Source organism: Streptomyces sp. B6B3 (assembly GCF_039871525.1).
In the GTDB taxonomy this organism is placed as follows: Bacteria; Actinomycetota; Actinomycetes; order Streptomycetales; family Streptomycetaceae; genus Streptomyces.
Genome location: NZ_JBDPLU010000004.1, coordinates 480792 through 505573 on the forward strand (window position 1 = coordinate 480792; position 24782 = coordinate 505573).

The following is a 24782-nucleotide window of genomic DNA, read 5'->3' on the forward strand; positions in this document are numbered from 1 at the left end:
ACCTCACCCGTGACGAACGTGACGAAAGTGTTGAGCCGGATTCTCTTGCCGGCGAGTGGATTCGCCCTGTTGCTGGCCGCCTGGTACGTCGTCGCCTTCGTCGACGTGCTTCCGGAGGGCCAGATGCCTCGCCCCGACGAGGTCCTCACGGTCCTCGTCGACCGATTCCGCGAGCAGGACCTGTGGCGTGACATCCAGCTCAGCGTGCTGCGCGTGCTGATAGGCGTCGCGGTGGGCTGTGCCGTCGCGCTGCCGGTCGGATTCCTGCTGGCGTGGTACCGCACGCTGCGGATGATGTTCGACCCGGTGATCAGCTTCTTCCGGGCGCTGCCGCCGATCGCCCTCATTCCGTTGGTGATCGTCTACCTCGGCATCGCCGAACAGGCGCGCCTGTCGATTCTGATCTACGCGGCGTTCTTCGCCTCCGTGGTCGTGATCTACGAGGGCATCGCCGGGCTCGACGAGATCTACATCCGCGCCGCCCGGGCCATGGGCGCCTCGCAGTGGGAGCTCTTCTCGCGGGTCGTCGTACCGCTGGCCATCCCCCAGGTCCTCGTCGGCGTCCGCGTCGCCCTCGGCGTGTGCTGGGCGACGCTCGTCGCCGCCGAGCTCATCGCGGCCCGTCGCGGCCTGGGCGCCACGATCCAGGACGCCGCGAACTTCTTCCAGATCGACATGGTCTACGGCGGAGTCATCCTCATCGGTGTCTGCGCCCTGGTCATGGACCGGGGCCTCGCCCTGGTCATGAAGCGCGCCGTGCGCTGGCAGGAAAGGGTGGCCTGATGGCTGCGAAGAGCACAGACAAGATCAGCTTCTCCGACGTCCGGATGGGCTTCGGCACCGGCAAGACCCGCAAGGAGGTCCTCGACGGGGTGTCCTTCACGGTCCGCGACGGCGAGTTCGTGAGCGTCCTCGGCCCCAGCGGCTGCGGCAAGTCCACCCTGCTGACGATGGCCGCGGGCTTCTCCGAGCCCGAGGGCGGCGACGTGGTCGTGGACGGCCGCCGGGTCACCGGCCCCCACCATGACCGGGGCGTCGTGTTCCAGCAGTACGCCGTCTTTCCCTGGATGAGCGTCCGGCGGAACATCGCCTTCGGCCTCACCCTGCGCGCCAACAAGCACGAGAAGGCGGCCATCGACTCGATCGTCGACCGCTACGTCGGCCTGATGGGCCTGCGAGGCTTCGAGGACACGCTGCCCAAGGCCCTGTCGGGCGGCATGCGCCAGCGGGTGGCGATCGCCCGCGCCTACGCCACGAACCCCAGCGTCCTGCTGATGGACGAGCCGTTCGCCGCCCTCGACGCCCAGACCCGGGAGTTCATGCAGGAGTTGCTGCACACCGCCAACCAGGAGGAGCAGCGCACCGCCATGTTCATCACCCACTCGGTCGAGGAGGCGATCTACCTGAGCCACCGGATCGTCGTGCTCTCCAACCGGCCCGCCAGGGTCCACGAGATCATCGACGTCCCCGTGCCGATGCCGCGGGACCCGTCCTCGCGCACCTCGCCCGAGTTCATCGAACTCCGCCGCCACCTCGAGGAGGTCATGCGCGGCATGTCCGGCTTCGCCCGTCCCGAGGTGACGGCCTGATGCGCCGGCGCATCAGGGCCTGGGCCGCCGGCCTCGCGGCGCTGACGCTGGCGCTGTCCGGCTGCGGGCTCCTCGACGAGGGCGGGCTCAGCGCGCCCGACGCGCCGGCCGGCGCCGAGACCGTCAAGATCGGCTACCTGCACACCATCGCGGTGGACGACAAGCTGACCTACGGCGTCACCGAGGGCCACTTCGCCGAGCAGGGCGTCAACGTGGAGGCGATCGAGTTCGACACCGGGATCGCGGTCAGCCAGGCCCTGGTCAGCGGCGACATCGACGTCGCGATCATGGGCGGCGTGACGTCCAACTTCCCCGCGCAGGGGCAGGGCCGGATCTTCATGGTCAACTCCTTCGAGACGGCCACGGCCAGGCTCTACGTCCAGGGCGACTCGGGCATCGAGAACGTCGAGGACCTCAGGGGAAAGACCCTCGCGCTGACCGAGGGAACCACCGCCGACGTCTACCTCCACGCCGCCCTGGAACACGCCGGCGTCGACCGGTCCGACGTCGACATCGTCAACGCCACGATGCCCAACGCTCTCCAGGCGTTCGTCTCGGGCTCCGTCGACGCCGTCGCCCTCTGGGTCCCCTACGACCTGCGGCTGAGCGAGGGCGTGCCCGACGCTCGCGAGATCGACCACGCCGGCAACTACCCCGAGGCGGCCGTGGCCGACGGCTGGATCGCCAACAACGGGTGGTACGAGAAGAACCCCGACCTGGTGCGCAGTCTGATCCGCGGCTGGCTGGCGTCCAACGAGGCGTTCCGCGCCGACGACGACGCGCTCCAGACCGTCCTCGACGCGTCGTACGCCGGTCAGGCGACCCTCGACGACCTGGAGTACCAGGTGCGGTTCCAGCAGGACTTCTCCAACGAGGAGTGGCTGGAGAAGTACCGCAACGGTGAGGTCCTCGACGTCGTCGGCCAGGCGGAACAGGCGTTCGTCGAGCTGGGGGGCGTGCCGGAGTTCGTTCCGCCCGAGGACTTCTTCGACACCGCCCCGTTCATCGAGACCGCAGAGGAGTACCTGGATGAGCAGCAGTGACAGCGTTCCCGCCGGAAGCGCCGGCGTCGGCGTGGTCGGCCTCGGGGCGATGGGGGCCCGGTTGGCCGCCGGCATCGCGGGAGGGGACCGCCAGATCCTCGTCCACGACGCGGCCCCGGCCGCCGTCGAACGCGCCCGGCAGCAGCGGCTCGTGCCGGCCGACGGGCTTTCCGACCTGGTCGCGCGCTCGGAGGTGGTCGTCCTCTCCCTGCCCACCCCGGCCATAGTCCTGGACGTCGTCGGCCAGGTCGCCGAGGCGGCCGGCGGCCGCGCGGTGACGGTGCTGGACACCAGCACCATCGACCCGGGCACGGCCCGCCGGGCGGCGGCCGTGATGGCGGCCGCCGGCGGGCGGTACGCCGACGCCCCGATCCTCGGTCGCCCCGGCTCGGTCGGGTCCTGGACCTTCCCGGTCGGCGGCGAGGAGGATCTGGTCGCCCTCGCGGCGGACGTCCTCGGCCCGGTGGCCAAGCAGATCGTGGGGGTGGGTCCGACCGGCGCGGCCGCCGCGACCAAGGTGCTGAACAACCTCATGCTCGGCACCATCAACGCGGTCACCGCCGAGGTGCTCGTCCTCGCCGAGGCCGCCGGGCTCGACCCCGGCGCCTTCGTCGACGTCGTCGTCGACTCCGGCGCGGCGTCCGTGAGCCCACTGTTCCGCGACGTCGCCGCCCGCGCCGTCGACGGCGACTTCAGCCCGACGTTCTCGCTGCGCCTCATGCACAAGGACAACGCCCTCGCCCTGACGATGGCCGACGAGCTGCTCGTGCCGGTCAACACCGGGCGTGCCGCGCAGCATCTCAATACGATGGCGCTTGCCTCCGGCCTGGGTGACGAGGACTCCATCGCGGTGCTGAAGACGCTCGAGGACCTCACCGGACGGCGAGCACGGCGACATGACGCCGGCTGAGAGCCGCACGACCGGTGTGCACGCGCCGGTCGTCCTCGCAGGGAGACATCGGTGAACGAGACGATCAACAGGGCCCGCCTGGCCGACCAGGCCTACGAGCTGCTCAAGGACCGCATCCTGAGCCGCAAGCTGCTGCCGGGACAGCGGCTCAGCGTGCCCGCCCTCGCCCAGGAGCTGAACCTCTCGCGCAGCCCCATCCGTGAGGCGGTCCAGCGGCTGGTCCAGGAGGGCCTGGGCACCGAGCGCCCGCACCAGGGCGCGGTGGTCGCCACGGCGGACCTGTCGGCACTCGTCCACCTGTACCAGGTCCGCGCCGAACTGGAGGGCCTCTCCGCCGAGTTGGCGGCCACCTCCGGCGGCGCGGACCTGGCCGCCGGCCTCGAACAGATCCACGTCGACCACCGGACGGCGTTCGAGAACGACGAGGCGGCCGGGCTGATCCGGGCCGACACGGCCTTCCACTCCCACATCCTCGCCGCGTCCGGAAACCCCGAGCTGACGCGGATTCTCCAGCCCATCCTGCAACGCGTGGCGCTCGCCATGGTCGCCGGTGGCCGGAACTGGCCGGCCCACGCCCTGGCCGAGCACCAGGCCGTGCTCGACGCCGTACGGGTCGGCGACGGGGCGCTCGCCCGCGCCCGCATGACCGAGCACATCGCCCGCGTGCGCGAACGCCTGCTGTCCCTACTCCACGAGGAGGAAGCGTGAGCAACCCGCCCCCCGCGGCCGAGGCCGTCCTCGACCCGCGGGTCCCCCTCACCGGCGAACTGGCCGCCGCGGCGGACGCCTTCCACATCGCCCTCGACGGCGCGTCCAGTGTCGCCGTCGCGTTCTCCGGGGGGGTCGACTCCTCCCTGGTGTGCGCTCTCGCGATCCGGTCGCTGGGCGCCGCCTCGGTGGTCGCGGTCCTCGGCGTGAGCCCGAGCCTGGCCGCCGCCGAACGCGAGCAGGCCCGCCGCACGGCGGCCGACCTCGGGATGCGGCTGGTCGAGGTCACGACCTACGAGATGGACGACCCCCGCTACGTCGCCAACGCCGGCGACCGCTGCTACTTCTGCAAGCACGAGCTCTACACCCGGGCCTTCACGGAGGCCGTGGCGGGGACCGGCGGCGAGCTCCTCCTCAACGGCGACACCGCCGACGACCGGCTCGCCGACGACCGCCCCGGCGCGCGGGCCGCCGCCGAACTCGGCGTCCGCTCCCCCCTGGCGGAGGCCGGCATCGGCAAGCGGACGGTCCGCGCGCTCGCCCACGCGATCGGCCTCCCCGTCTGGGACAAGCCGTCGGCGCCGTGCCTGGCCAGCCGCATCCCCGTGAACACCCCCGTCACCCGGGAGCGGCTCGGCCGCGTCGAACGCGCCGAGGCGGACCTGCGCGATCTCGGCCTGCGGATCCTGCGCGTGCGCCACCACGGCGCCAACGCCCGGGTCGAGCTGGGACCCGACGACCTGACGTTCGTCCGGGAACACGACCTGGTCCAGCGGGTCGTGGCCGTGGGCCGCGCGGCCGGCTACCGCGACGTCGAGCTCGTGCCGACCCCGCTCCGAAGGACCTGATGGGGACGACGTGGTGGACGCGTGGTTCCAGTGCGCGAGCGGCGCGAGCGGCGACATGCTCCTGGGCGCCCTGCTCGACGCCGGGGCCTCTCTGGACGTGGTGCGGGACGCCGTCGGCGCGGTGCGGACCGAGGGCGTCGAGATCACGACCGAGCGGGTGCGGCGCGCCGGGCTCGCCGCGTTGAAGGCCCACGTCCGCGTCGCCGAGAGCCACCACCACCGGGGCTGGAACGAGGTACGACGCCTGCTGGAGGACGCCGGCCCCGGCCTCGCCCAGGACGCCCGCGAACGGGCCGTCGCGACCTTCCACCGTCTCGCCAGGGCCGAGGCCCGGGCGCACGGCCTGCCGCTGGACAAGGTGCACTTCCACGAGGTCGGCGCCCTCGACGCGATCGCCGACGTCGTCGGCGTCTGCGCGGCGTTGCACGACCTCGGCGTCGACCGGATCGGCGCCGGCCCGGTCGCCCTCGGCGGCGGCACCGTCCAGACCTCCCACGGCCGGCTGCCCGTGCCGGTCCCCGCCGTCGTGGAACTCCTCTCCGAGGTGAACGCCCCCGTGACCAACGGCGGCGTCGAACGGGAACTGTGCACCCCGACCGGCGCCGCGCTGCTCGCGCACCACGTCCACGACTGGGGCCCGGTGCCGGCGATGCGCCTCGCGGGCACCGGGACGGGCGCCGGCACGGCCGACATCCCGCGCGCCCCGAACGTGCTGCGGGTCGTCCTCGGGAACCGGCCCGCGGCGTCCACGCCACGCGAGCCCGGCCCGACGGTGGTGCTCGCGGCGAACGTCGACGACCTCGACCCACGCCTGTGGCCGGTCGTGCTGGACCGGCTCCTCGCGGCCGGCGCCGACGACGCCTGGCTCACCCCCATCCTCATGAAGAAGGGACGCCCCGCCCACACCGTCTCCGCCCTGGTGCCGGCCGACCGGCGGGCGGCGGTGCGCGAGACGATCTTCCGCGAGACCTCCAGTATCGGCGTCCGCGAGGTCGACGCCACCAAGTACGCCCTCGACCGGACCGAGACCACGGTCGAGCTGTCGGGCCACCGCGTGCGGGTGAAGGTCGCCTGGTTCGACGGCGAACCCGTCAACGTCCAGGCCGAACACGACGACCTGCTCGCCGCGGCGACCGCGACCGGCGTCCCCGTCAAACGCCTCCTGGGCCGCGCCCTCGCGTCGATCACCCCGCCCGACTGACCGACGCGCCGAGGCCGAGCGGCACGCCGTCGCGGACCCCGCCGACGCCCAGCGGCGAACAGCCCGGCCTCGCCCCCGTCGCCGCTCGGTCAGTCGCTGCCGTCCACGACCGTCGCCGTGGTCAGCAGCTCCGGGATCGTGCCGTCGAACTCCGGCAACAGGGTCAGGGCGCGCGCCCACGCCTCGACGTCGTTCCCGAGGTGGCGGGCGGTCAGCGCGCGGGCGGCCCGGAGGACGTCGGGGCGTCTGGTCGTGGCGAGGGCGGTGACGGCGCGCGGGGCGGGGCGCAGGTCGTGCAGGGCCGCCACGCACAGGGCCAGGGGGCAGCCGCTCGTCTCCACGAGAACGGCCAGCAGCGAGTCGGGCAACGGGTCCGCGCGGTGCGCCTCGAGCAGCGCCTCCCACGGGACGGGCAGCGCGGTCTCCTCCGTCAGATGCTCCAGCGCCTCGCGAGCCCGCTTCTCCGACCTGGAGCCGCTGGCCCGCAGGTACGCCGCCCGCCCCGCCGGGCTCCACGCCTCCTCGTCCAGCCTCCGGAGCAGCGCGAGCCCCGCCTCCGGCGTCCCGGCCGCCAGCGCCCGCTGGGCCAGGGTGTGCAGCTTCCTCGGCAACGGATGTGTGCGGCCGCGGCGGCCGGGAAACGTCGTCTCCGCGAGCAGGTCCCGCACCGCCTCGGGACCCCGCCGTTCCCACAGGCGCAGCAGCAACCGGAACTGGGCGGTCGGGGTGTGCACCCTGAGCCGGCCGAGCAGCATCCGGACCAGCTCCGGGTGGCCGGACTCGCACAGCGGCCCGAGGTGATGGCGGTCCCAGAAGGCGTTCAGGCGGGAGAAGTGGTCGACCATCATCTCGCTCAGCGGCACCCGCTCCGTACGGCCCGCTCCGTGCGGCCGGCCGGCCATCACCGCGCGACGCGCCGCGGGGGACAGCCAGCCGTGGTGGTAGAGCGTGGCGTTGACGTCGGGGTCGTCGTGGCCGAGCAGGAAGTCGGTCGCGTCGCGTTCGGGGCCCCGGGACGCGGCCATGGCGACCAGCGCCTGCCTGCCGCGCTCCCTGGTGACGTGGTCCCAGACCTTCGGAGCGTGCACGTGGTAGATCAGCATCTGCTGCGCGGTCCGGTCGTCCACATGCGGCAGGACCGCACACTGGACGTCGTCCGTGGCGTGCCGCAGCAGGAACTGGAACGCGACGTGGTCGGGCGTCGCCCTGGCGGGATGAAGAGGGCTGGCCTCCGCCCAGCGCGCGGGAAAGAGCGCGGTCAGGTCGCTCGGCCAGTCCTCGCCCCGGTGCTCGGGGGCCTGGTCGACGGCGGCGGCGACCAGCTCGGTGGCCGAGCCGGTGAAGCGCGGAAGCAGGGTGAACAGCGCGCGCCAGGCGGCGACGTCGGCCCCGAGCGGGGCGACCAGGTCGGCCACGGCGGGGCCCACGCGTTCCGTCATCCTCCGGTACTTCGCGCGATAGGGGTCCACGGTCCACTGGTAGAAGAGCCCGTTGACGGCCCACTGGGCGGTCCGCACCTCCGCCAGCGCCCGCTCCGCGGGGCACCACCCCTCCTCGATGCCCTGCTCCAGGGCGTCACGCAGCTCGTGGATGCTCTTCACCGTGTTCCAGCGGTGGCCCAGCAGGCGTTCGCGGACGGCGGCGGTCGCCAACTCCTCCGGGCATCCGGTGAGGTCGCGCAGCTTCAGGAGCTCCGCCACGGTCAGCTCGCCCCGCCGGTGCCCGGCCAGCGCCGCGTCCCAGTCCGTCGCGCTCGCCTCCGCGATCCAGGCGGCCACCGTCGCGTCGTCGGCGAGGGCGGCGGATGCGTCGCGGGCGTCCACCGCACGCCGGACGACACCGGCCACCTCGGCACGGAGTTCGGGCAGCCCGGCGAGCTCCGCGAGTCGCTCCCGCCCTCCGAAGGCGAGCATGGCCCGGCAGGCGGACAGCTGGTGCGCCATCCCGAGATACGGGCTCCGGGCGAGGGCGTGGCGTATCAGCTCGGGGAACGGTCCGGCCAGCGCGGGTCTGAGCGATGCCGCGTACATGCCCGAGCCGAACGTCGGGTCGAGAAGCGTCGGCACCAGGCCGCCGGGCTCCCGCCAGCCCGGGGCGTCCGGGTTCCTCGCCGCCCCGGCCAGCACGGCGGCGCGGATCTCGTCCAGCCCGCGGTAGGTGAGCGACGGCGCGTAGAGCAGCGGCCCCAGCCGGGGATCGCCCGCGGCGGCGAGGCGCCGGAACACCCGTGGCTGCCGTCGCCCCAGGGTGAAGGTCCGCTCGCTCCGCGAGCCGGCGACGGCCTCCAGCAGCTCCCGATCGTCCGCGGCGACGAACAGCTCCACCAGTCGCGACGGGAGCGGCTCGCCGCTGCCCGCGAGTCTCCGGGTGTCCTCCCGGAGTCGCCCCACCAGCGCGGGGACGACGGCGGGCGGGGCCAGGTGGAAGGCGAGGGACAGGTTGTGCGGTTCGACAGGTGCCATGGTTGCCAGGGACTTTCCGGGTGGGTCGGCGGACGGGTCGATCGGGAGCGAGGGACTCCGGGTCCCGGCCGCCGCCGGGTCGTCGATCTGAGGGCCCGAATCCGACAGGGGCTCGATCCGACGGAGCCTCGATCTGACAGGCCATCACCGTCCGAGGGCCGCTGACCTGGACGAACGCGCTCCCCGCGCCCTTCCCTCCCGCTTGCCGCAGACCCTACCCGTCGGCTCTGACAGCCCGGGGCGACCGCCGACGCGAAAACCCGTTGGCGGGCCGCGGCGACCGCTGCTAGCTTTCCGGAGGCCGTGCCGGAGAACGAGGAGGTGGTACCCGTGAACGCAGTATCGACATGGGTGCTCCCCTCCGGGGTCGCGGTCGGGCGATAGGTCGTCCGGGAGCGCCGTTCTCGAGCACTCCCGAAAGGCACGACCGTGCTCTTCACTTCCGAACGGCGCCTCGACGACGACGTCCTCGAGCGCGAGTTCACCCTCGGCGAGATCCCCGGCATCCTGTGGACGCCCGGATCCGCATCCGCACCGGCCCCGCTGATCCTGCTCGGCCACCCCGGCGGCCTGCGCGGGATGTATCCCCGACTGGCGGCCCGGGCCCGGCACACCGTGGCGGAGGGCTACGCCGCCGCCACCATCGAGCTCCCCGGGGGCGGCGACCGGCCCCGTTCGGCTGCCGCCGAGGCGGCCCGCGCCGACCTGCGGCGGGCGCTGAAGGCCGGCGAGCCGGTCGACGACGAGATCGTCGACCGGCTCGTCCTCCCGCTGGTCGACCAGGCGGTCCCGGAATGGCGGGCCACCCTGGACGCACTCCTGTCGCTGCCCGAGATCGGCGGCCCGGTCGGGTTCGCGGGCGGGGTGATCGCCGTCGGCGTCCGGCTGGCGGTGGTCGAGCCGCGCATCGCGGCCGCCGTGCTGTTCGCCGGGAGTTTCGTGCCGCGCGCCATGTTCGAGGAGGCCCGGCAGGTCACCGTTCCGCTGCTGGTCCTGCTGCAGTGGGACGACGAGGGGAACGACCGGCAGGCGGCCCTGGACCTGTTCGACGCGTTCGGCTCCGGGGAGAAGACGCTGCACGCCAACATGGGCGGGCACACCGGCATTCCGGGGTTCGAGGGGGACGACGGGAGTCGGTTCTTCGCCCGGCACCTGAGGTGAGTCCGGGCCGTCAGACCGCCGGCAGACGCTAGGAGCCGCCGGCCGGGACGCCGCTCAGCAACCGCCCCGATCGCGCCGGTGCCGGCCATCGCCGGTACCGGCCGGTCGGGGCTGGCCGGTCGGGGCCGGCGCGCCTCCGCCCGGTCAGTCGGTCGCGACGGCGCGCCGGACGCATGCCCGGAGCAGGGCGCGGCGCTGTTCGTGCGCGGCGGAGGGCTCCTCGTCGCTCGCCGCGTAGACGTTGCTGACCGGTGACCAGGCCATGGACATGGCGATGACCATGGCCATCACGTCGAACGGATCCCCCTGACGCACCCGCCCGGCGGCCTGGGCCTCGGCGATGGCCCGCAGCTTCCGGTCGTCGTGGCGGTCGTGGTCGGCCACGAGATGCCCGACGGGACGGCGCTCCAGCCGCGCCCAGGTGGCCAGCCGGATCAGGTCCGGCCGGCGCAGGTACTCGTCGTAGAGGCGGACGGCCCAGTCCGCGAGGTCGGTGGCGTCGATCGGCACGACGTTCGTGATCCGCTCCAACGAGCCGAAGAAGATCGCGTCGAAGAGCCCTTCCTTGCTGCCGAAGTAGGCGTAGAGCTGGGCCTTGTTGGTGCGCGCGGCCGACACGATCCGTTCGATGCGCGCCCCGGCGATGCCGTGCTGCGCGAACTCCCGGGTGGCCACGTCCAGGATGCGCTGGTAGGTCGCCGCGCCGCGGGAGGTCAGGGGCTGGTCCGGCATGGTCCGAGATTAGCAAACAGAACGGTTGGTTTGCCTCTCTCGGGAACACAGCCTACGCTCACGGACAGACCGAACAGTCTGTTTGAGAAGAGGTGCGGGCGCTGTGCGGACAACGACCGGATGGCAGGCGGACGGCCCGACGGCGACGCTTCGGCGTACCCGGCTGGAGCGTCGCGACCTGCGCGTGGACGATCTCGCGGTGCGCGTCGACTACTGCGGTGTGTGCCACACCGACGTGCACGCCCTGCGCGACCACGACGCCGACGCGGGACTCCCCCTGGTACCAGGGCACGAGTTCACGGGCGTGGTGACCGAGACCGGGCCCGCGGTCACCGGCTTCGCCGTCGGTGACCCGGTCGCGGTCGGCAACATCGTCGACTCGTGCGGCGAGTGCGCCATGTGCCGGGCCGGCCAGGAGAACTTCTGCCGCGCCTTCCCGACCCTGACCTACGGTGGCACCGACCGGCGGGACGGATCCACCACGCTGGGCGGGTACTCCCGCGAGTACGTCGTCCGCGACCGGTTCGCCTACCCGCTTCCCCCGGGCCTGGACCCGGCCGCCGCCGCCCCGCTGCTCTGCGCCGGTGTCACCGTCTGGGAACCCCTCAACGCCCTGGGGGTGGGTCCCGGCAGCCGCGTCGCCGTGGCGGGACTCGGCGGCCTGGGCCATCTCGCGGTCAGGATGGCCGTGGCGCTCGGCGCCACCACGTCGGTCATCAGCCGCTCGCCCGACAAGGCCGACGACGCCCGCCGCCTCGGCGCCCACGGCCTCGTCGTGTCCACGGACCCGCGGCGGATGGCCGAGGCCCGGGACGGGTTCGACGTCGTCATCGACACCATCTCCGCCCCGCACGACCTCGGCCCGTACCTGCGGCTGGTCGCCATGGACGGCACCCTCAGCCAGCTCGGACACCTCGGCCCGGTCACCGTGGACACGATGGACCTGCTCATCGGCCGCCGGAGGCTCACCTCGGCCGGCAGCGGCGGCCGCCCCGGGACGGCCGCCATGCTGGACTTCTGCGCCGACCACGGCATCACCGCCGAGATCGAGCTGCTCCCCTCGGCACAGGTGAACACGGCTCTCGACCGCCTGGCCCGCAACGACGTCCGCTACCGCTTCGTGCTCGACCTGTCCGACCTGGGCTGACGAAGGACGCCGACGGCCTCTCCGCCAACCTCGGCCCCCGCCCGCGACGGGCCGACCGGGTATCGTTTCGCCTCCTGTAGGGCGGGGGCAGCCGAGGCTGTTGCGTGGGCGCGACCGGTGCCGCGCGCCCGCGAAGCACGAAGGGGCGCGTCGGGTGAGCAGCGTACTGGCCATGAAATTCTCCCGGAGAAGCGTCCGCGACGACGGCACCCCGGCGCCCGACATGGGCATGGTCGAGTTCTCCGACGGATCGGGACCGGCCCGGGTGGTCGCGTACGCGGAGCGCGAGCTGCCATCCGGCGGCATACCCGCCTACCTCGCGGCCCGCGGCAGCGGCGCACGCTCCCTCGTCCTGTGGGCCGACGAGCACCGCCGGGAGCGGGTGGCCACCGTGGTGACCCGGTCGGCGACCGGCGGCGTCGCGACGTTTCAGGTGCTCGACGCGGACGGCGAGCTCATCGGCACGTTCGTGCGCGAGAAGGCGCTCCGCGGCAGGGGCCTGCGCACCCGCTGGACCGTGTCCCAGCCCGGCGGCCCCGAGGCGGTGGGCCTCAAGGGTCGGATCCTCTGGTGGTGCGTGTGGTGGCCGTTGGTGCCCGTGATGGCGCTGATCCTCGTGTTCTCCGTTCTCGACGGTGTCCCCGGCAACGAGGGTGGTGTCGCGCGCGGCCCTCGGCGGATCCGCTGGCGCGCGGGTGGTCGGAAGCTGCTGGAGTTCCGGTCCGGAGGCAACAAGCTGCATCTGCACGCGCCCGAGACGGACTGGCGACTGGGGGCCGCGCTGGTCGTCCTGCTGCGCACCTTCGGTTCCAGCTCGTGGGACACCGCGAAGACGTGACCGGGTGGCGCGACAGCGACGTCGACGCTGAATGACCACGACCACTCCGGGCCGGCCGGGTGGGGCGATCGCCCCGCCCGGCCGGCCCTTTCCGGATGGCGATCAACGGTCCGCCGGCCGGCCATCGATGGCCACTTTTTCCTATAGAGGGAAGTTCCAGCGAATGTATTGCTGTAGGCGGAATTAAGTCGTAGCTTGCAGGACACCTGCGTTCCAGCACGAGGGAGTCACCATGAGCCGGTCCGAACCTACCCCTGTCATGTCATGAGCCTCGAAGGGACCGCAACGGTCCGAAGCGCTCCACAGGGGACAGCTCGGGCAGCCGCGCCAGGCGCTCCCGGCCGCGTCCGGCGGCTGCTCGGTCGCCGGTGGCTGCGGGACCTGGGCATCAGGATCAGCGGGGTGCTCACGGTGCTGCTGGTGCTGGAGCTGTGCTCGCGCACCGGGCTGCTGTCCGACGAGTGGTTCCCGCCGATCACCGACACCTACGTGGAGCTGTTCAAGCTCGCCGCCGGCCACCCGCTGTGGACGGAGATCGGCCGCACGCTCAGCGGCTGGGCGATAGGCATCGCACTGGCCACCGTGCTGGCCGTCCCCACCGGCATCCTGCTCGGCTCGAACCAGACCGCCTACCGGCTCTCCCGGGTGGTCATCGAGTTCTGCCGCCCCGTGCCCTCCGTCGCCCTGATCCCGCTCGCGGTGCTCGTCTACGGCGTCGGCCTGGAGATGAAGGTCTTCCTGATCGTCTTCGTGACGTTCTGGCCCATCCTGCTCCAGGTGATCTACGGCGTGCAGGACGTCGATCCGGTGGTCAAGGACACCGCGCGCAGCTACGGCCTGCCGCCCGCCGCCCGCTTCTTCCGGATCACCCTGCCGAGCGCCGCGCCCTACATCGCCACCGGCCTGCGGATCGCCTCGGCCATCGCCCTCGTGCTGGCGGTCACCGCCGAACTGGTGGTGGGCGCTCCCGGGCTCGGACAGTCGATCGTGGTGGCCCAGTCCAACGCCAACCTGCCCCGGATGTACGCGTTGATCATCGTCACCGGGCTGGTCGGCTGGGTGCTGAACATCGCCTTCCAGTCCGTCGAGCGCCGGTTGCTGAAATGGCACCCGTCACAGCGCCAGGAGGTCGCCCAGTGAACCGCCGCGTCCTCGGATTCCTGCTGGAACTCGCCCTGCCGCTCGCCCTGGTGGTCGGCTACGGCCTGTGGGCCCAGCAGGCGCAGAGCTTCTACTTCCCACCGCTGGACGAGATCCTGCGGTACTTCAACGAGCTGTGGCTCTTCGACCGGGTGGGCAGCGACCTGGTGCCCAGCCTGCTGCGGATGCTGGCCGGTTACGCGGCCTCCGTGGTCATCGGGGTGGCGCTCGGCCTGCTGCTCGGCATGTCCCGGGTGCTGCGCACCGCCGCCGAGCCGGTGGTGGAGTTCCTGCGGGCGCTGCCGGCGCCCGCGCTGATCCCGTTCTCCCTGCTGCTGTTCGGCGCCGGCGACAGCTCCAAGATCTTCGTGATCGTGCTGGGCGCCGTGTGGCCGATCCTGCTCAACTCCATCGACGGGGTCCGCGGCGTGGACAGCCAGCAGCTGGACATGGCCCGCGCGTACCACATCCCGCTGGCCGCGCGGGTCGGCCGGATCATCCTGCCGGCCGCCGCACCGCGGATCTTCGCCGGGATGCGCACCAGCCTGGCGATCGCGATCATCCTGATGGTGGTCTCCGAGATGGTGGCCAGCAGCAACGGGCTCGGCTACTTCGTGCTGGAGCAGCAGCGTTCGTTCGCCATCCCCGAGATGTGGACCGGCATCATCCTGCTCGGGGTACTGGGCTACGTGCTCAACTGGCTGTTCCTGAAGGTGGAACGCCGGGTGCTGGCCTGGAACTTCGGCCTCAAGGGGCTGGCCGCCCCAACCACCGCCGCGCCCGCCACCTCGTCCCGCTCGCGGTTCGCCAAGCGCGGCGCCGCGCCTTCCGCCCCCTCGTCCGACGGAGAAGTCTGATGCTTGAGGTTTCCCACCTGCGGAAGGTCTACGGGTCCGACCCGACCGCCGCACCCGCTGTCGCCGATCTGAGCTTCACCATCGCCGACCAGGAGTTCGTCTGCATCCTGGGCTCCTCGGGCTGCGGCAAGACCACGATGCTGCGCTGTCTTTCCGGCCTGATCCCCTCCACCTCGGGGGAGATCACGCTGCGGGGCACGCCGGTCACCGGCCCGCCGGACGACATGGCGTTCGTCTTCCAGGACTACAGCCGCTCGCTGCTGCCCTGGATGACCGTCCGCCGCAACGTCGCCTTCCCGCTGCGCTACAAGAACGTGGACCGGCGGGAGGCCGCCGCGCTGACCGACGAGGCGCTGGACGCCGTCGGCCTGGCCGACCGCGGCGACCGCTACCCGTGGCAGCTGTCCGGCGGCATGCAGCAGCGGGTGGCCATCGCCAGGGCGCTGGCCTACCGGCCCAGGATCCTGCTGATGGACGAGCCGTTCGCCTCCGTCGACGCGCAGACCAGGTCGGGCCTGGAGGACCTGCTGCTGCGGGTCTGGGAGCGCTACGGCGTCACGGTGCTGTTCGTCACCCACGACATCGACGAGGCGGTCTACCTGGCCGACCGCGTGCTCGTGCTGCGCCCGCCGGCCAACGTGGGACACGAGGTCACGGTGAACCTGCCGCGGCCGAGGGACCAGGTGCTCACCAAGCAGAACCCGGAGTTCGCCCGGCTGCGCGGCGAGCTGTTCGCGGCGATCGACGGGAAGTCGGTGGCGGCATGAGACGGCGCTCCCTCCCCGGCTCCGCCGGCCGCCGGGGCGCGGTGGCCGGCGCGCTCGCCGGTCTGCTGGTGCTCTCCACCGCGGCCTGCTCCGACTACGGCGGCGACCTGTCCGGGGCGAACATCTCCGGCGGCGGTGACGGCGACACCCTGGTGGTCTCGGAGACCGCGGGCGTGCCCTCGTCGTTCCTGGCCTACGGCATCCAGCGGGGCTACTTCGCGGACGAGGGCATCGACCTCGAGGTGAGCCCGTCCAGCGGTGGCGCCAGCGTGATCCCGGCGCTGCTCAGCGGCGACATCGACGTGGCCGGCTCCAACGTGGTCTCGGCGCTGATCGCGATAGGGCGGCGGATGCCGATCGAGATGGTCGCGGCCGGCACCAGCACCGCGGAGCGGCCCGAGAACGACTTCGCGTCGCTGGTGGTCCCCGAGGACAGCCCGATCACCACGGCCGCCGATCTGGACGGCGCGCGGATCGCGGTCAACTCGCTGCAGAACATCAACGACGTGGTGGTCAACTCGGTGTTGACCGAGGTCGGGTTGACCAACGACGACGTCCACTTCGTCGAGATGCCGCTGCCCGACATCCCGGCCGCCATCCAGCGCGGGGACGTGGACGCGGGCGTGCTGATCGAGCCGTTCGCCACCATCGGCCGCTCGCAGGGCCTGCGGGTGCTGGCCAGCCCCTACGTCAACACCCGGCCGGGGCTGCAGATCGGCACCTATCTGATGACCTCGGACAAGGTGTCGGACGATCCGGAGCTGATGGCGGCGTTCCGCGCGGGCGTGGAGACCACGGCGCGGTCCATCGCCGAGGACCCGGACTCCTTCCGCGACGCGCTGCCGGAGATCAGCGACCTGTCACCGGAGTTGGCCGGCCAGATGAACCTGCCCCAGTGGCGGGGCACCACCGACCGCGACTCCATCGAGACCATCCACGACGTGATGCGCGAGATCGGCCTCACCGACGCCGACCTGGACTACGACGAGACGGTGGCCGACTGAGCGCCGACTGAGCCGGGCCGGTGCCCGCGGGTTCGACGAGACGACCCGCGGGCACCGGCCTGATGCGACGGGTCGTCCAGGGCCCGGCCGGTCGGCCGGTTCGCCCGGTTCGCCTCGGCGATTCGCACAGCCGGTCAACGCGGCCGGCTCACCCAGCGGTTCAGTCGGCGATCTGGCCGCGCAGGGTCTCCTGCAGCTCGTCCCTGGCGGCCAGCAGGGCGCGGGCCAGCTCGCCGGCCTCGGCGCGGGAGGGCAGGCGGTTGACGGGGACGACCACGGCGACCGAGGCCAACGGCGTGGCGGCGCGGTCGCGGAGCACGGCGGCCACGGCCGAGATGCCGCGTTCGCCCTCCTCGATGTTGACCGCGTAGCCGGCGCGGCGGATCTCGACCAACTCCGCCTCCAGGCGCTGCCAGTCGGAGACCGAGAACTCGGTGCGGGTCGCCAGCTCGCCCCCGGCGAACCGGCGGACCAGCTCCGTCTCCGGCATGGCGGCCAGTATCGCCTTGCCGGCCGCGGTGCAGTGGGCCGGCAGCACCACCCCGGTGCGGTTGCCGACCCGCACCGCGCGAGGGCTCTCCACACAGTCGATGAAACGGACGTTGCGTCCCTCGAGAAGAGAGAGGCTGACCGTCTCCTGGGTGCGGTCCCGCACCCCTTCGAGGACCGGGCGGGCGACCTGCCTGATGTCCACCCGGCCGATGGCGGCCAGGCCGATCTCGTTGAGCACCGGGCCGGGGCGGTAGGCGCTGTTGGGCTTCTCCTGCAGCACGAAGCCGCGGCGGCGCAGCGCGTTGAGCAGTCGGTGCGCCGTCGAGGGGGCCACGCCCAGCTCGACCGCCGCCTCCGAGACCCGCAACGCCTGCCGCTCACCGATCAGCTCGAGCAGTCGCAGGGCGTTGTCCACCGAACTCGCGCCGCTCTGCGTCCCCGCGGCCGAGTCGGCCCCCGAACCGTTATTCGACATGAAGGAACTCTAGCCCAGTTCTTTTCCGTTTTGGGAGGGCCTCGGGCGGCAGAAAGTGCTGCCGCCCGAGGTCGCTCAGCCCTGGCGGACGGCCAGCGTCAGCTCGCCGATCCGGCTGATCGAGGCCCGGACGGTGTCCCCCGGCTCGATGGCGCCGACCCCGGGAGGCGCTCCGGTGAAGATCAGGTCGCCCGGCAGCAGCGTCATCATCGTCGAGGCGTAGGAGACGATCGCCGGCACCGGCGTCAACAGGTCGCCGGTGTTGACGTGCTGCCGCTCGCCGCCGTTGACGTCGAGCCGGATCTCCAGGCCGCCGGCGTCGCCGATGTCGTCGGCGGTGACCAGCACCGGGCCCAGCGGGCTGAAGGTGTCGTAGCTCTTGCGCCGCGACCGGTCGGCCGCGCTGCGGACCGTGATGTCCAGGCCGAGGGTGTAGCCGAGGACATGGTCGAGTGCGGTCTCCTCGGGGATATCGGCGCCCCCCTCACCGATCACGATCACCAGCTCCGACTCGTGGTGGATCTCCTGGCCGGCGGCGACGATCTCGCGGGGCAGCACGATGTCGTCGGCCGGGCCGGAGAGCGAGGACGGCGCCTTCAGGAAGACGTCGAAGTTCATCATCCAGGACTCCACCCCGCCCAGGGTGCGCTCCTGCACGCCGTGCATCTCGGCCACGTGGTCCGCGTAGTTGCACGCGCAGGCGACGATCTTGCTCGGGTTGAGCGCGGGGGCGCGCAGCGTCACCTCGGAGAGCGGCCGGCTCCGGCCGGTGGCCGCCGCCTTGGCGAGGCGCTCCCTGACCTCGGGGAAGTCCCGGCAGAGCCGGCGCCACCAGCCGGCGGTCAACGGGTCGGCGTCGTGCGGCCAGCCCAGCGCCTCGGTGACGTCCACCAGCCGCGCCGGATCAGCCGTGTCGTCCACGACGCCGAGCCGGTTGGCGTCGAACAGCGCCAGCTTCATCTCTTCAGCCTTTCCAGGGGGCCGGCCGCCGCGTTCGGTTCGGCCGGTGCTTCGGGTGGGTGCGGTGTACGGGGAACGCCAGCGTCGATGTGACCTCAGCCGAAGACATCGGTGACCGGCTGCGGCTGGGGCAGCGTCTCCTCGCGGTAGATGCCGAGGGCGCGCAGCACCGGGTCGTCGCCCAGGCTGAACAGGTCGGCGCCGCCTTCCGAGGCGTGCCGTTCGGCGGCCCAGGACGGCACCACGAACATGTCGCCGGCCGTCCAGTCGAAGCGCCGGCCCTCGATCACGCTGTGGCCCTCGCCCCGGAACACCACGTAGACGCGGTTTCCGCTGCGCCTGGTGGTCGCCGACGTGCCGCCGGGGCGCAGCCGGTGCATCCCGCAGGAGAGCGTGGGCAGCACGCTGGCCCCGGAGTGCGGGTTGGTGAACTCCACGCTGGCCATGGGCGCCGGATCCGACGCGGCCAGCTCGGCGAGCCGCGCGTCGGTGTCCGTCCAGCGGTACACCAGAAGCGGCGAGTGCGCCGCGTCCAGCGGTCCGCGCACCGCGCCGGCGACCATGGTGTCGCGGGCCGTGCCGCCGGCCTCGCGGAAGTCGGCCTCGGAGCGGTTGTGCTCGCCCTCGACCGGCTGCCGCAGCTCGGGGTGCTGCTCGAAGAAGACCGCGTCCAGCGCCTCGACCATCGGCAGGTCGAGCCCGTCGAACCAGAACATGTGCCCGTCGCCGCCGTTGGCGTGGTCGTGCCAGGCGCCGCCGGGGGTGAGCACCAGGTCGCCCGGGCGCATGTCGCAGGCGTCACCGTCCACCGTGGTCCACACGCCCTCGCCCTCGATGACGAAGCGGATGGCGCCCGGGCTGTGCCGGTGGGCGGGCGCGGTCTCGCGCGGGCCGAGGCACTGGAGCGCGCCCCACAGCGTGCCGGCGGCGTAGGGCCGACCGCCGAGCCCGGGATTGGTGAGCGAGAGGACCCGGCGCTCGCCGCCGCGCTCCACGGGCACCAGCCGGATGGCGCGCTCGGCCAGCGGGCGCAGCACCGAGCCGCGCCACAGCCACGGGATCGCCCTCGGGCGCGGGGTGGGGGTGAGCAGCTGCTCGGTGATGGTCCACAGCGGGCGCAACTCGGCGGCGGCGATGTCCTGGTAGAGGGAGCGCAGCTCCGGGTCACCGACCTGGGATTCCTCGACGGTGGACATGATGGCCTCCTGCTTGGCGGGTCGGTGGGGTTGGCGGGGCGGTGGGGTTGGCGGCTGGTGGGCCGGACTCAGCGCGCGGTGCTGGACGCGGTGGTCGACCGTCCTGGTGGGACGCCGATGCCGAAGCGGCGCACGCTCTCCAGCAACGAGGCGCGCCGCATGTAGGCGCGGGCGCGGTCGGGGTCGGCGGCGATGGCCCGCATCTCGTCGTGCGCGGCGCGGCGCCTGGCCTCGTCGGCCTCCATCAGCCGCTGGGTGTTGCGCTGGGTGTCGGCCTGGACGTACTCGACGGCGACCCGGTGCCGATGCTCGGCGAAGGTGTCCAGTTCGGCGTCCGCGTCGGCGTTGCCCGCGGCGATGCGCCCGATGCGGCGGGCCAGGTCGACGGCGTCGTGGATGCCGCTGTTGAGGCCGACGCCGCCCATCGGGCTGTTGATGTGCGCCGCGTCGCCGATCAGCAGCACGTCGCCGACCCGGAAGGTGTCGGCCACCCGCTGGTGCACCCGGTAGAGCTGCCGGTCGATGATCGGATAGCCCTCCGGCCGGGGCGCGACGCCCTGGAACTGCCGCCGCAGGGTGTCCTCGTGCAGCGCGTCGGCCTCGTTCTGCTCGGCCGGCACCGGCCAGACCGCGCGCCAGGACTCGGGGGTGCGCAGCAGGAACAGCCACTCGCGGGGGTCGGCGATGTAGTTGACCTCGGCGATGCCGGGCAGGGCCTGGGCGAGGTCGACCGACGTGCTGGCGATCAGGAAGCGCTGGGGGTACGTGAACCCGGTGAAACCGGTGCCCAGCGCGCCGCGGACGGTGCTGCCCGCGCCGTCGGCGCCGATCACCAGGGAACCGACCAGCTCGCGCGGCCCGTCCGGGGTGTGCGCCACCACCTGCGCTCCGCCGCCCGGCAGGTTCACCACATCGCTGACCCGGGTGCCGAAGAGCAGCTCGACCCGGGGTGTCCGACGCAGCCGCTCGTGCAGCATCCGCACCAGATGCTGCTGGTTGAGCTGGAGCCGGTAGGGGAACGGGGTCTCGTCGGCCAGCAGCGTGAAGTCGAACTCGGCGACCAGCCCCTCGCGGCGGTCCCGGAAGTGGTAGATCGGCACGCGCAGGCCCTCGGCGTGCATCTGGTCGGCGACGCCCAACTCGTCGAGCAGTTCGAGGGTCGCGGCGTGAAAGGTCGACGCCCGCCAGTCCGTCTTGGGCTCGTCCTCCGCCTCGATGAGAACGACTGGGACATCCAGTCGGGCGAGGGAGGCGGCCGCGACCATGCCGACCGGGCCGCCACCGACCACGACGACCGGCCCCTTCGAAAGTCCACGCTGATCTGCTGCCATGAGCTCAATCTCTCACAAGTTCCGCACATGAGAAATAGAGCTCTAGAAACTTCCTCTCACTGGAAAACTTCCCTACCGGGCCCTTTCCTGCCGGTCAGGCCAGCGGGACGCGGTGGATGGTGTACGAGCACGGGGGAACGGAGATCACCGGCGTCCAGTCCAGTTCGACGTCACTCCACTCGGGTGCGACGACGTCGGGTGCGGCGACCGTGTTGACGCTCAACGGACTCGGCGCCGACAGCTCGCAGCGCCGGGCGGGACCGGCGATGCGGGCGCCGCGCAGGTCGATCTCGACGTCGTGGGGCGACTCGAACCTGTTCACCGTGCCGCTGAGTCTGCGCATGTTCCTCGACTCCAGCGGTGACTCGGCTTGGGGGCCGATGCTGGCGATGAGCACCCTGGCCCTCGTTCCCCCGCTCGTGCTGTTCGCGACGTTCCAGCGCCCCATCGTCGACGGAATCGCCACCACCGGCCTGAAGGGCTGACCGGGGCCGCGGCCGCGACCCAACCCGACCCAACCCGACCCAACCCGACCCAACCCGACCCGCGGCCACGGTCGAGTCGCGTGACGGGCGCTCAGCGCCTCGTCTCGTACCTGGTCAGGATCACGCCGCAGGGAAGCGTCCGCGTCTCCACCAGGTCCAGGTTCACCCAGCTGTCCAGCGCGGTGAAGAACGGCGTGCCGCCGCCCACCAGGACCGGCGCGGTGACCAGCACGTACTCGTCAATCAGCCCGGCCCGCATGGCCGCCCCGGCGAGCGTCGCGCCGCCGATGTCCATCGGGCCGCCGTCCTCGGCCTTGAGCCGGGTGATCTCGGCGACCGCGTCGCCGGTGACCAGGCGGGTGTTCCAGTCGACCTTGTCGATCGTCGAGGAGAACACCACCTTCGACATGTCCCGCCAGCGCCGCGCGAACTCGATATGCGCCGGGGTGGCGTCGGGCTGCTGGTCGGCGGTCGGCCAGTGGGAGCTCATCGTCTGCCACAGCTTGCGCCCGTACAGCGTCAGGTCGGTCGCCCGCAACTGGTCCGACCAGAACTGGAACATCTCGTCGCTCGGCACGCTCCAGCCGATGTCGTCGCCGGGCGCGGCGATGTAACCGTCCAGGGACAGGTTCATGCCGTAGATCAGTTTCCGCATGGCGCCAGCCTTCCGTGAGGTCAGTCTCACGCGTACAGACCGGCGCGGCGCGGAGAACTCATCGGTGCGCGCCGGGCGGGACTCGTCCCTCGAACTGATCGCTCGGGCAGCCCAGCGGTGGGTGGAAGAGAAGACGGCGTGGAACACCACCCGGGCGATCTCTCAGCACGGCTGTTTCTCCAGCCTGCCCCGCGCCGGCCGGCCTGGCGGCGGTCCAGACCGGCGGACGGGGCGACGTCACGCGGGGGCGCCGAGCGGCGGGTGCTCGAGCACGCGGGGCTTGTACTCGACCAGCTGGATGCCGCCGTCGAAGGTGCGGTGCTCGATCATCTCGAGGGCGACGTCCGGATAGCCGTCGTAGATGCGTTCCGCGCCCGTGGCCCCGGTGATCACCGGGAACATCCCGACCCGGAAGCGGTCGACGAGTCCGGCTCGCAGCAGGGACCGGCACAGGCTCAGGCTGCCGATCGTGCTCAGGAGCCCGGAGCCACTCGACTTCATCGCGCGCACCGCCTCGACGGCGTCGTCGCGGACGAGCGTGGAGTTGGCCCACGTCAGCGGCTCCTCGAGCGAGGAGGAGAACACCACCTTGGACGCTCGCGTGAGCTCGTCGACGGACGCCTCTTCCTCGGGCCTGAACTCCTCCTGGCCATCCGGGACCTCGCCGGCGGCGAAGCCCGACATCAGACGGTAGGTGTTCGCTCCCATCAGGTAGGTGACCTCGGGCTGCTCGCCGAGCCAGGCGAGGTACTCCGGACTCTCGAGGCCCCAGAACCCGGGCCATCCCTCTCCCGACGCGTAGCCGTCGAGGGAGGTGATGAAGTCGACGAGAAGCTCCGACATGGCGGTGTCCTTTCCTAGGGCGTCACGAGCTATGACCGACCGGGAGCCACAAACTCATCGGCCGCCCTCGTGGTCGGTGCTCTCACCCCGGGGCCCCGCCCTCCGCGAGCCGCGCGCTGATCGCCTCGTCGAGTTCTGCCATGGTGCGCCGGAAGGCGTTCTCGAGATCCACGTCGTAGCGGTGCGCGAGGATCATGACCGACCACAGGCAGTCGGCGAGCTCGTGCTCCAGCGCCGCCCGACCGCCCGGGACCTCGCGGGCGCCCTCCTCGGCCATGACGAGCTTGGCCAGATCCCCGACGTCTCCCATGAAGCCCAGCATGAAGTCGCCGCGCGACCAGACCCGCCCGCGCTCGCGGCGGTTCAGCTCGTCGTAGAGGTCATGGACGCGGATCGCCCGGGCCGTCAGCTCGCCGAAGTCCACGAAATCTGTCCCTTCTCCTGCCGAGGCCGGCCGGACCGAGGCGGCGGACCGGGGTCAGTCGGAGAACTGCCACCAGTTGATGTTGAAGAGGTTGCCGCTGCCGCCGGTGTACCTGAAGTAGACGTCGTGGGTCTGCGTCGCGCCGCTCACCGGGCAGGAGACGGTCACCCAGCTCTGCCAGCCGCCGGTGCCCGGGACGTCGCAGGTGCCCACGAGCGGGCCGTTGGCGCTGTCCAGGCGCACCTCGATGGTGCCGCCGCTGGTCGCCGAGGCCACCCGGACGTCGAGGGAGCTGGCGCCGGCGCCGAAGGCCGCGCCGTTCACCCTGATCCAGTCCCCGTTCTCGATCCACCCGACGTTCATGCCGCCCTCGCCGGAGGGTTCCGTCTCGACGCCGGACGCCCAGGCGATCGTTTCGGCCTGCTGCCGGGCGTAGGGATCCAGGGTGCCCACCTGGGGTGCCCCGGCATCGGTCATGGTGATCGTGGGAAACGAGCCGTCGGCGTTGTACTCGAACTCCTCCACGGCCACCGAGCGGGTGAAGCCACCGCCGCCCGGCAACGCGCCGTTGTGGTAGAAGAAGTACGAGCCTCCGTTGAAGTCGATGACTCCGGGATGGTTGGTGAAACTGCTGCCCTGCCGGGGCATGATCGTCCCGCGATACGTCCACGGTCCCGTGGGGCCGGGCGCGGTCGAGTAGGCGATGAACTCGGAGCAGCATTCCGCCGCGAACACCATGTAGTACAGCCCGCCCCGTTGGTAGACCCAGGGCGCCTCCTCGTAAAGCGTCGGACGGTCCGGGTTCCCCTGACGCGCGCCGAAGCCCGTGGTCGTGAGGGGAATCTGTGTCGGGCTGCCCGAGAAGGAGACCATGTCGGCGTTCAGTCTCACGTACCAGAGGTTCGGGTTTCCCCAGTACAGGTACGCCTGTCCGTCGTCATCGACGAGAACGTTGGGGTCGATCTCCCCGTTCTCGACCAGCGGACGCCCGAGGGCATCCTCGAAGGGACCCGTGGGATTGTCCGCGACCGCCACTCCGATGGCCATTCTGCCGGTCGCGCGATTCGTCACCGGGACGTACCAGTAGAACCTGCCGTTCCTTTCGGTCACGTGGCCGGCCCAGGCGTTCGTGCTGGCCCACGCGAACGTCTCGAGGCTGAGCGGAGAACCGTGATCCGTCCAGTTCACCATGTCCGAGGACGAGTAGACGCGCCAGTCCCTCATGGTGAAGTTCGTCGAGCCGTCCTCGTCGTGCCCGGTGTAGAGGTACACCGTGCCGTCGTGCACGAGCGGAGCCGGGTCGGCCGTGTAGATCGTCTGGACGATGGGATTGTCCGCCTTGGCCGCGGCGGGCTGGAAGACCGTGATGACGCACAACAGACTGACGAGCCAGGCGACCCGGCGCCTGGATCTCAGCTGGACCAGGAACGGTGCTGCGAATGACACTGTCACTCCCAGGGCAGAGGGTGGTCGGACCGAACGTTGCTGGTGAGCCGTGCCGCTCCGGTTTCGTG

Annotated in this window: 26 protein-coding genes; 15 read left to right on the forward strand and 11 right to left on the reverse strand. The window is 72.0% G+C overall.

The window, feature by feature from the left end; translation table 11 throughout:
- The first annotated feature begins 9 nt into the window (after nt 1-9).
- Genes ABGB06_RS12355 through larC form a run of 7 tightly spaced genes read left to right on the forward strand, consistent with a single transcriptional unit; the run spans nt 10 to nt 6299 of the window.
- Nucleotides 10-783 (forward strand): ABC transporter permease, encoded by a 774-nt coding sequence (locus tag ABGB06_RS12355; protein ID WP_347588315.1) that lies wholly within the window; start codon nt 10-12, stop codon nt 781-783.
- Entirely contained in the window at nt 783-1589 is an 807-nt protein-coding gene (locus tag ABGB06_RS12360; protein ID WP_347588317.1) for an ABC transporter ATP-binding protein, read from the forward strand. The genes ABGB06_RS12355 and ABGB06_RS12360 overlap by 1 nt, the downstream gene beginning before the upstream one ends.
- Nucleotides 1589-2632 (forward strand): ABC transporter substrate-binding protein, encoded by a 1044-nt coding sequence (locus ABGB06_RS12365; protein ID WP_347588319.1) that lies wholly within the window; start codon nt 1589-1591, stop codon nt 2630-2632. The genes ABGB06_RS12360 and ABGB06_RS12365 overlap by 1 nt, the downstream gene beginning before the upstream one ends.
- On the forward strand, nt 2619-3542 hold the full coding sequence (locus ABGB06_RS12370; RefSeq protein WP_347588321.1) for an NAD(P)-dependent oxidoreductase: 924 nt from the start codon (nt 2619-2621) through the stop codon (nt 3540-3542). The genes ABGB06_RS12365 and ABGB06_RS12370 overlap by 14 nt, the downstream gene beginning before the upstream one ends.
- Nucleotides 3543-3593: 51 nt before the next feature.
- Nucleotides 3594-4250, forward strand: a complete 657-nt coding sequence (locus ABGB06_RS12375) for a GntR family transcriptional regulator (RefSeq protein ID WP_347588322.1) — start codon at nt 3594-3596, stop codon at nt 4248-4250.
- Nucleotides 4247-5098: an ATP-dependent sacrificial sulfur transferase LarE gene (larE, locus tag ABGB06_RS12380; protein ID WP_347588324.1), complete on the forward strand. Its 852-nt coding sequence runs from the start codon at nt 4247-4249 to the stop codon at nt 5096-5098. The genes ABGB06_RS12375 and larE overlap by 4 nt, the downstream gene beginning before the upstream one ends.
- Before the next feature lie 10 nt (nt 5099-5108).
- Complete coding sequence (gene larC / locus ABGB06_RS12385) at nt 5109-6299, forward strand: nickel pincer cofactor biosynthesis protein LarC (protein ID WP_347588326.1); 1191 nt, start codon at nt 5109-5111, stop codon at nt 6297-6299.
- Nucleotides 6300-6388: 89 nt separating this feature from the next.
- Here larC and ABGB06_RS12390 read toward each other — a convergent pair whose 3' ends face one another.
- Nucleotides 6389-8761 (reverse strand): hypothetical protein, encoded by a 2373-nt coding sequence (locus ABGB06_RS12390; RefSeq protein WP_347588328.1) that lies wholly within the window; start codon nt 8759-8761, stop codon nt 6389-6391.
- 429 nt (nt 8762-9190) lie between these two features.
- Between ABGB06_RS12390 and ABGB06_RS12395 the strand changes: the two genes are divergently transcribed.
- Nucleotides 9191-9922, forward strand: coding sequence for an alpha/beta hydrolase (locus ABGB06_RS12395; protein ID WP_347588330.1), 732 nt, complete (start codon nt 9191-9193; stop codon nt 9920-9922).
- 144 nt (nt 9923-10066) lie between these two features.
- On the opposite strand, the gene ABGB06_RS12400 is transcribed toward ABGB06_RS12395, so the two are convergent.
- Nucleotides 10067-10654, reverse strand: coding sequence for a TetR family transcriptional regulator (locus ABGB06_RS12400; protein ID WP_347588332.1), 588 nt, complete (start codon nt 10652-10654; stop codon nt 10067-10069).
- A gap of 103 nt (nt 10655-10757) precedes the next feature.
- Here ABGB06_RS12400 and ABGB06_RS12405 point away from each other — a divergent pair, with 103 nt between their 5' ends.
- The 6 genes from ABGB06_RS12405 (at nt 10758) to ABGB06_RS12430 (ending at nt 16407) form a co-directional block, all read left to right on the forward strand.
- Nucleotides 10758-11801, forward strand: coding sequence for an NAD(P)-dependent alcohol dehydrogenase (locus tag ABGB06_RS12405; RefSeq protein ID WP_347588334.1), 1044 nt, complete (start codon nt 10758-10760; stop codon nt 11799-11801).
- Between the two features lie 154 nt (nt 11802-11955).
- Nucleotides 11956-12639: a hypothetical protein gene (locus ABGB06_RS12410; RefSeq protein WP_347588335.1), complete on the forward strand. Its 684-nt coding sequence runs from the start codon at nt 11956-11958 to the stop codon at nt 12637-12639.
- 402 nt (nt 12640-13041) lie between these two features.
- A complete protein-coding gene (locus tag ABGB06_RS12415) occupies nt 13042-13779 on the forward strand; it encodes an ABC transporter permease (RefSeq protein ID WP_347588337.1) in 738 nt (245 codons plus the stop codon).
- Nucleotides 13776-14636 carry an ABC transporter permease gene (locus tag ABGB06_RS12420; RefSeq protein WP_347588339.1) on the forward strand — a complete coding sequence of 287 codons (861 nt, stop codon included), beginning with the start codon at nt 13776-13778 and terminating at the stop codon, nt 14634-14636. The genes ABGB06_RS12415 and ABGB06_RS12420 overlap by 4 nt, the downstream gene beginning before the upstream one ends.
- A complete protein-coding gene (locus ABGB06_RS12425) occupies nt 14636-15403 on the forward strand; it encodes an ABC transporter ATP-binding protein (protein WP_347588341.1) in 768 nt (255 codons plus the stop codon). Before ABGB06_RS12420 ends, ABGB06_RS12425 begins: the two co-directional genes overlap by 1 nt.
- Nucleotides 15400-16407, forward strand: a complete 1008-nt coding sequence (locus ABGB06_RS12430) for an ABC transporter substrate-binding protein (RefSeq protein WP_347588342.1) — start codon at nt 15400-15402, stop codon at nt 16405-16407. Before ABGB06_RS12425 ends, ABGB06_RS12430 begins: the two co-directional genes overlap by 4 nt.
- Nucleotides 16408-16567: 160 nt before the next feature.
- Here the strand turns inward: ABGB06_RS12430 and ABGB06_RS12435 are convergent, their stop codons facing one another.
- The 5 genes from ABGB06_RS12435 to ABGB06_RS12455 form a co-directional block, all read right to left on the reverse strand.
- Complete coding sequence (locus ABGB06_RS12435; RefSeq protein ID WP_347588344.1) at nt 16568-17374, reverse strand: IclR family transcriptional regulator; 807 nt, start codon at nt 17372-17374, stop codon at nt 16568-16570.
- A 75-nt stretch (nt 17375-17449) separates the two neighbouring features.
- Nucleotides 17450-18334, reverse strand: a complete 885-nt coding sequence (locus tag ABGB06_RS12440; protein ID WP_347588346.1) for a fumarylacetoacetate hydrolase family protein — start codon at nt 18332-18334, stop codon at nt 17450-17452.
- A gap of 95 nt (nt 18335-18429) precedes the next feature.
- Nucleotides 18430-19530 (reverse strand): cupin domain-containing protein, encoded by a 1101-nt coding sequence (locus ABGB06_RS12445; RefSeq protein WP_347588348.1) that lies wholly within the window; start codon nt 19528-19530, stop codon nt 18430-18432.
- Between the two features lie 68 nt (nt 19531-19598).
- Nucleotides 19599-20861 (reverse strand): NAD(P)/FAD-dependent oxidoreductase, encoded by a 1263-nt coding sequence (locus tag ABGB06_RS12450; RefSeq protein WP_347588350.1) that lies wholly within the window; start codon nt 20859-20861, stop codon nt 19599-19601.
- Nucleotides 20862-20955: 94 nt separating this feature from the next.
- Entirely contained in the window at nt 20956-21183 is a 228-nt protein-coding gene (locus tag ABGB06_RS12455; protein WP_347588351.1) for a hypothetical protein, read from the reverse strand.
- Nucleotide 21184: 1 nt separating this feature from the next.
- On the opposite strand from ABGB06_RS12455, the gene ABGB06_RS12460 reads away from it, so the two are divergent.
- Complete coding sequence (locus tag ABGB06_RS12460) at nt 21185-21346, forward strand: hypothetical protein (protein WP_347588352.1); 162 nt, start codon at nt 21185-21187, stop codon at nt 21344-21346.
- A gap of 91 nt (nt 21347-21437) precedes the next feature.
- Here the strand turns inward: ABGB06_RS12460 and ABGB06_RS12465 are convergent, their stop codons facing one another.
- The 4 genes from ABGB06_RS12465 to ABGB06_RS12480 form a co-directional block, all read right to left on the reverse strand.
- On the reverse strand, nt 21438-22001 hold the full coding sequence (locus ABGB06_RS12465; RefSeq protein ID WP_347588354.1) for a dihydrofolate reductase family protein: 564 nt from the start codon (nt 21999-22001) through the stop codon (nt 21438-21440).
- A 237-nt stretch (nt 22002-22238) separates the two neighbouring features.
- A complete protein-coding gene (locus ABGB06_RS12470) occupies nt 22239-22844 on the reverse strand; it encodes a dihydrofolate reductase family protein (protein ID WP_347588355.1) in 606 nt (201 codons plus the stop codon).
- A gap of 82 nt (nt 22845-22926) precedes the next feature.
- The gene (locus ABGB06_RS12475) at nt 22927-23268 is read right to left on the reverse strand and encodes a MazG nucleotide pyrophosphohydrolase domain-containing protein (RefSeq protein ID WP_347588356.1); all 342 of its coding nucleotides are present in this window, start codon (nt 23266-23268) and stop codon (nt 22927-22929) included.
- Nucleotides 23269-23322: 54 nt separating this feature from the next.
- Complete coding sequence (locus ABGB06_RS12480; protein ID WP_347588414.1) at nt 23323-24684, reverse strand: glycoside hydrolase family 43 protein; 1362 nt, start codon at nt 24682-24684, stop codon at nt 23323-23325.
- Nucleotides 24685-24782: the final 98 nt, after the last annotated feature.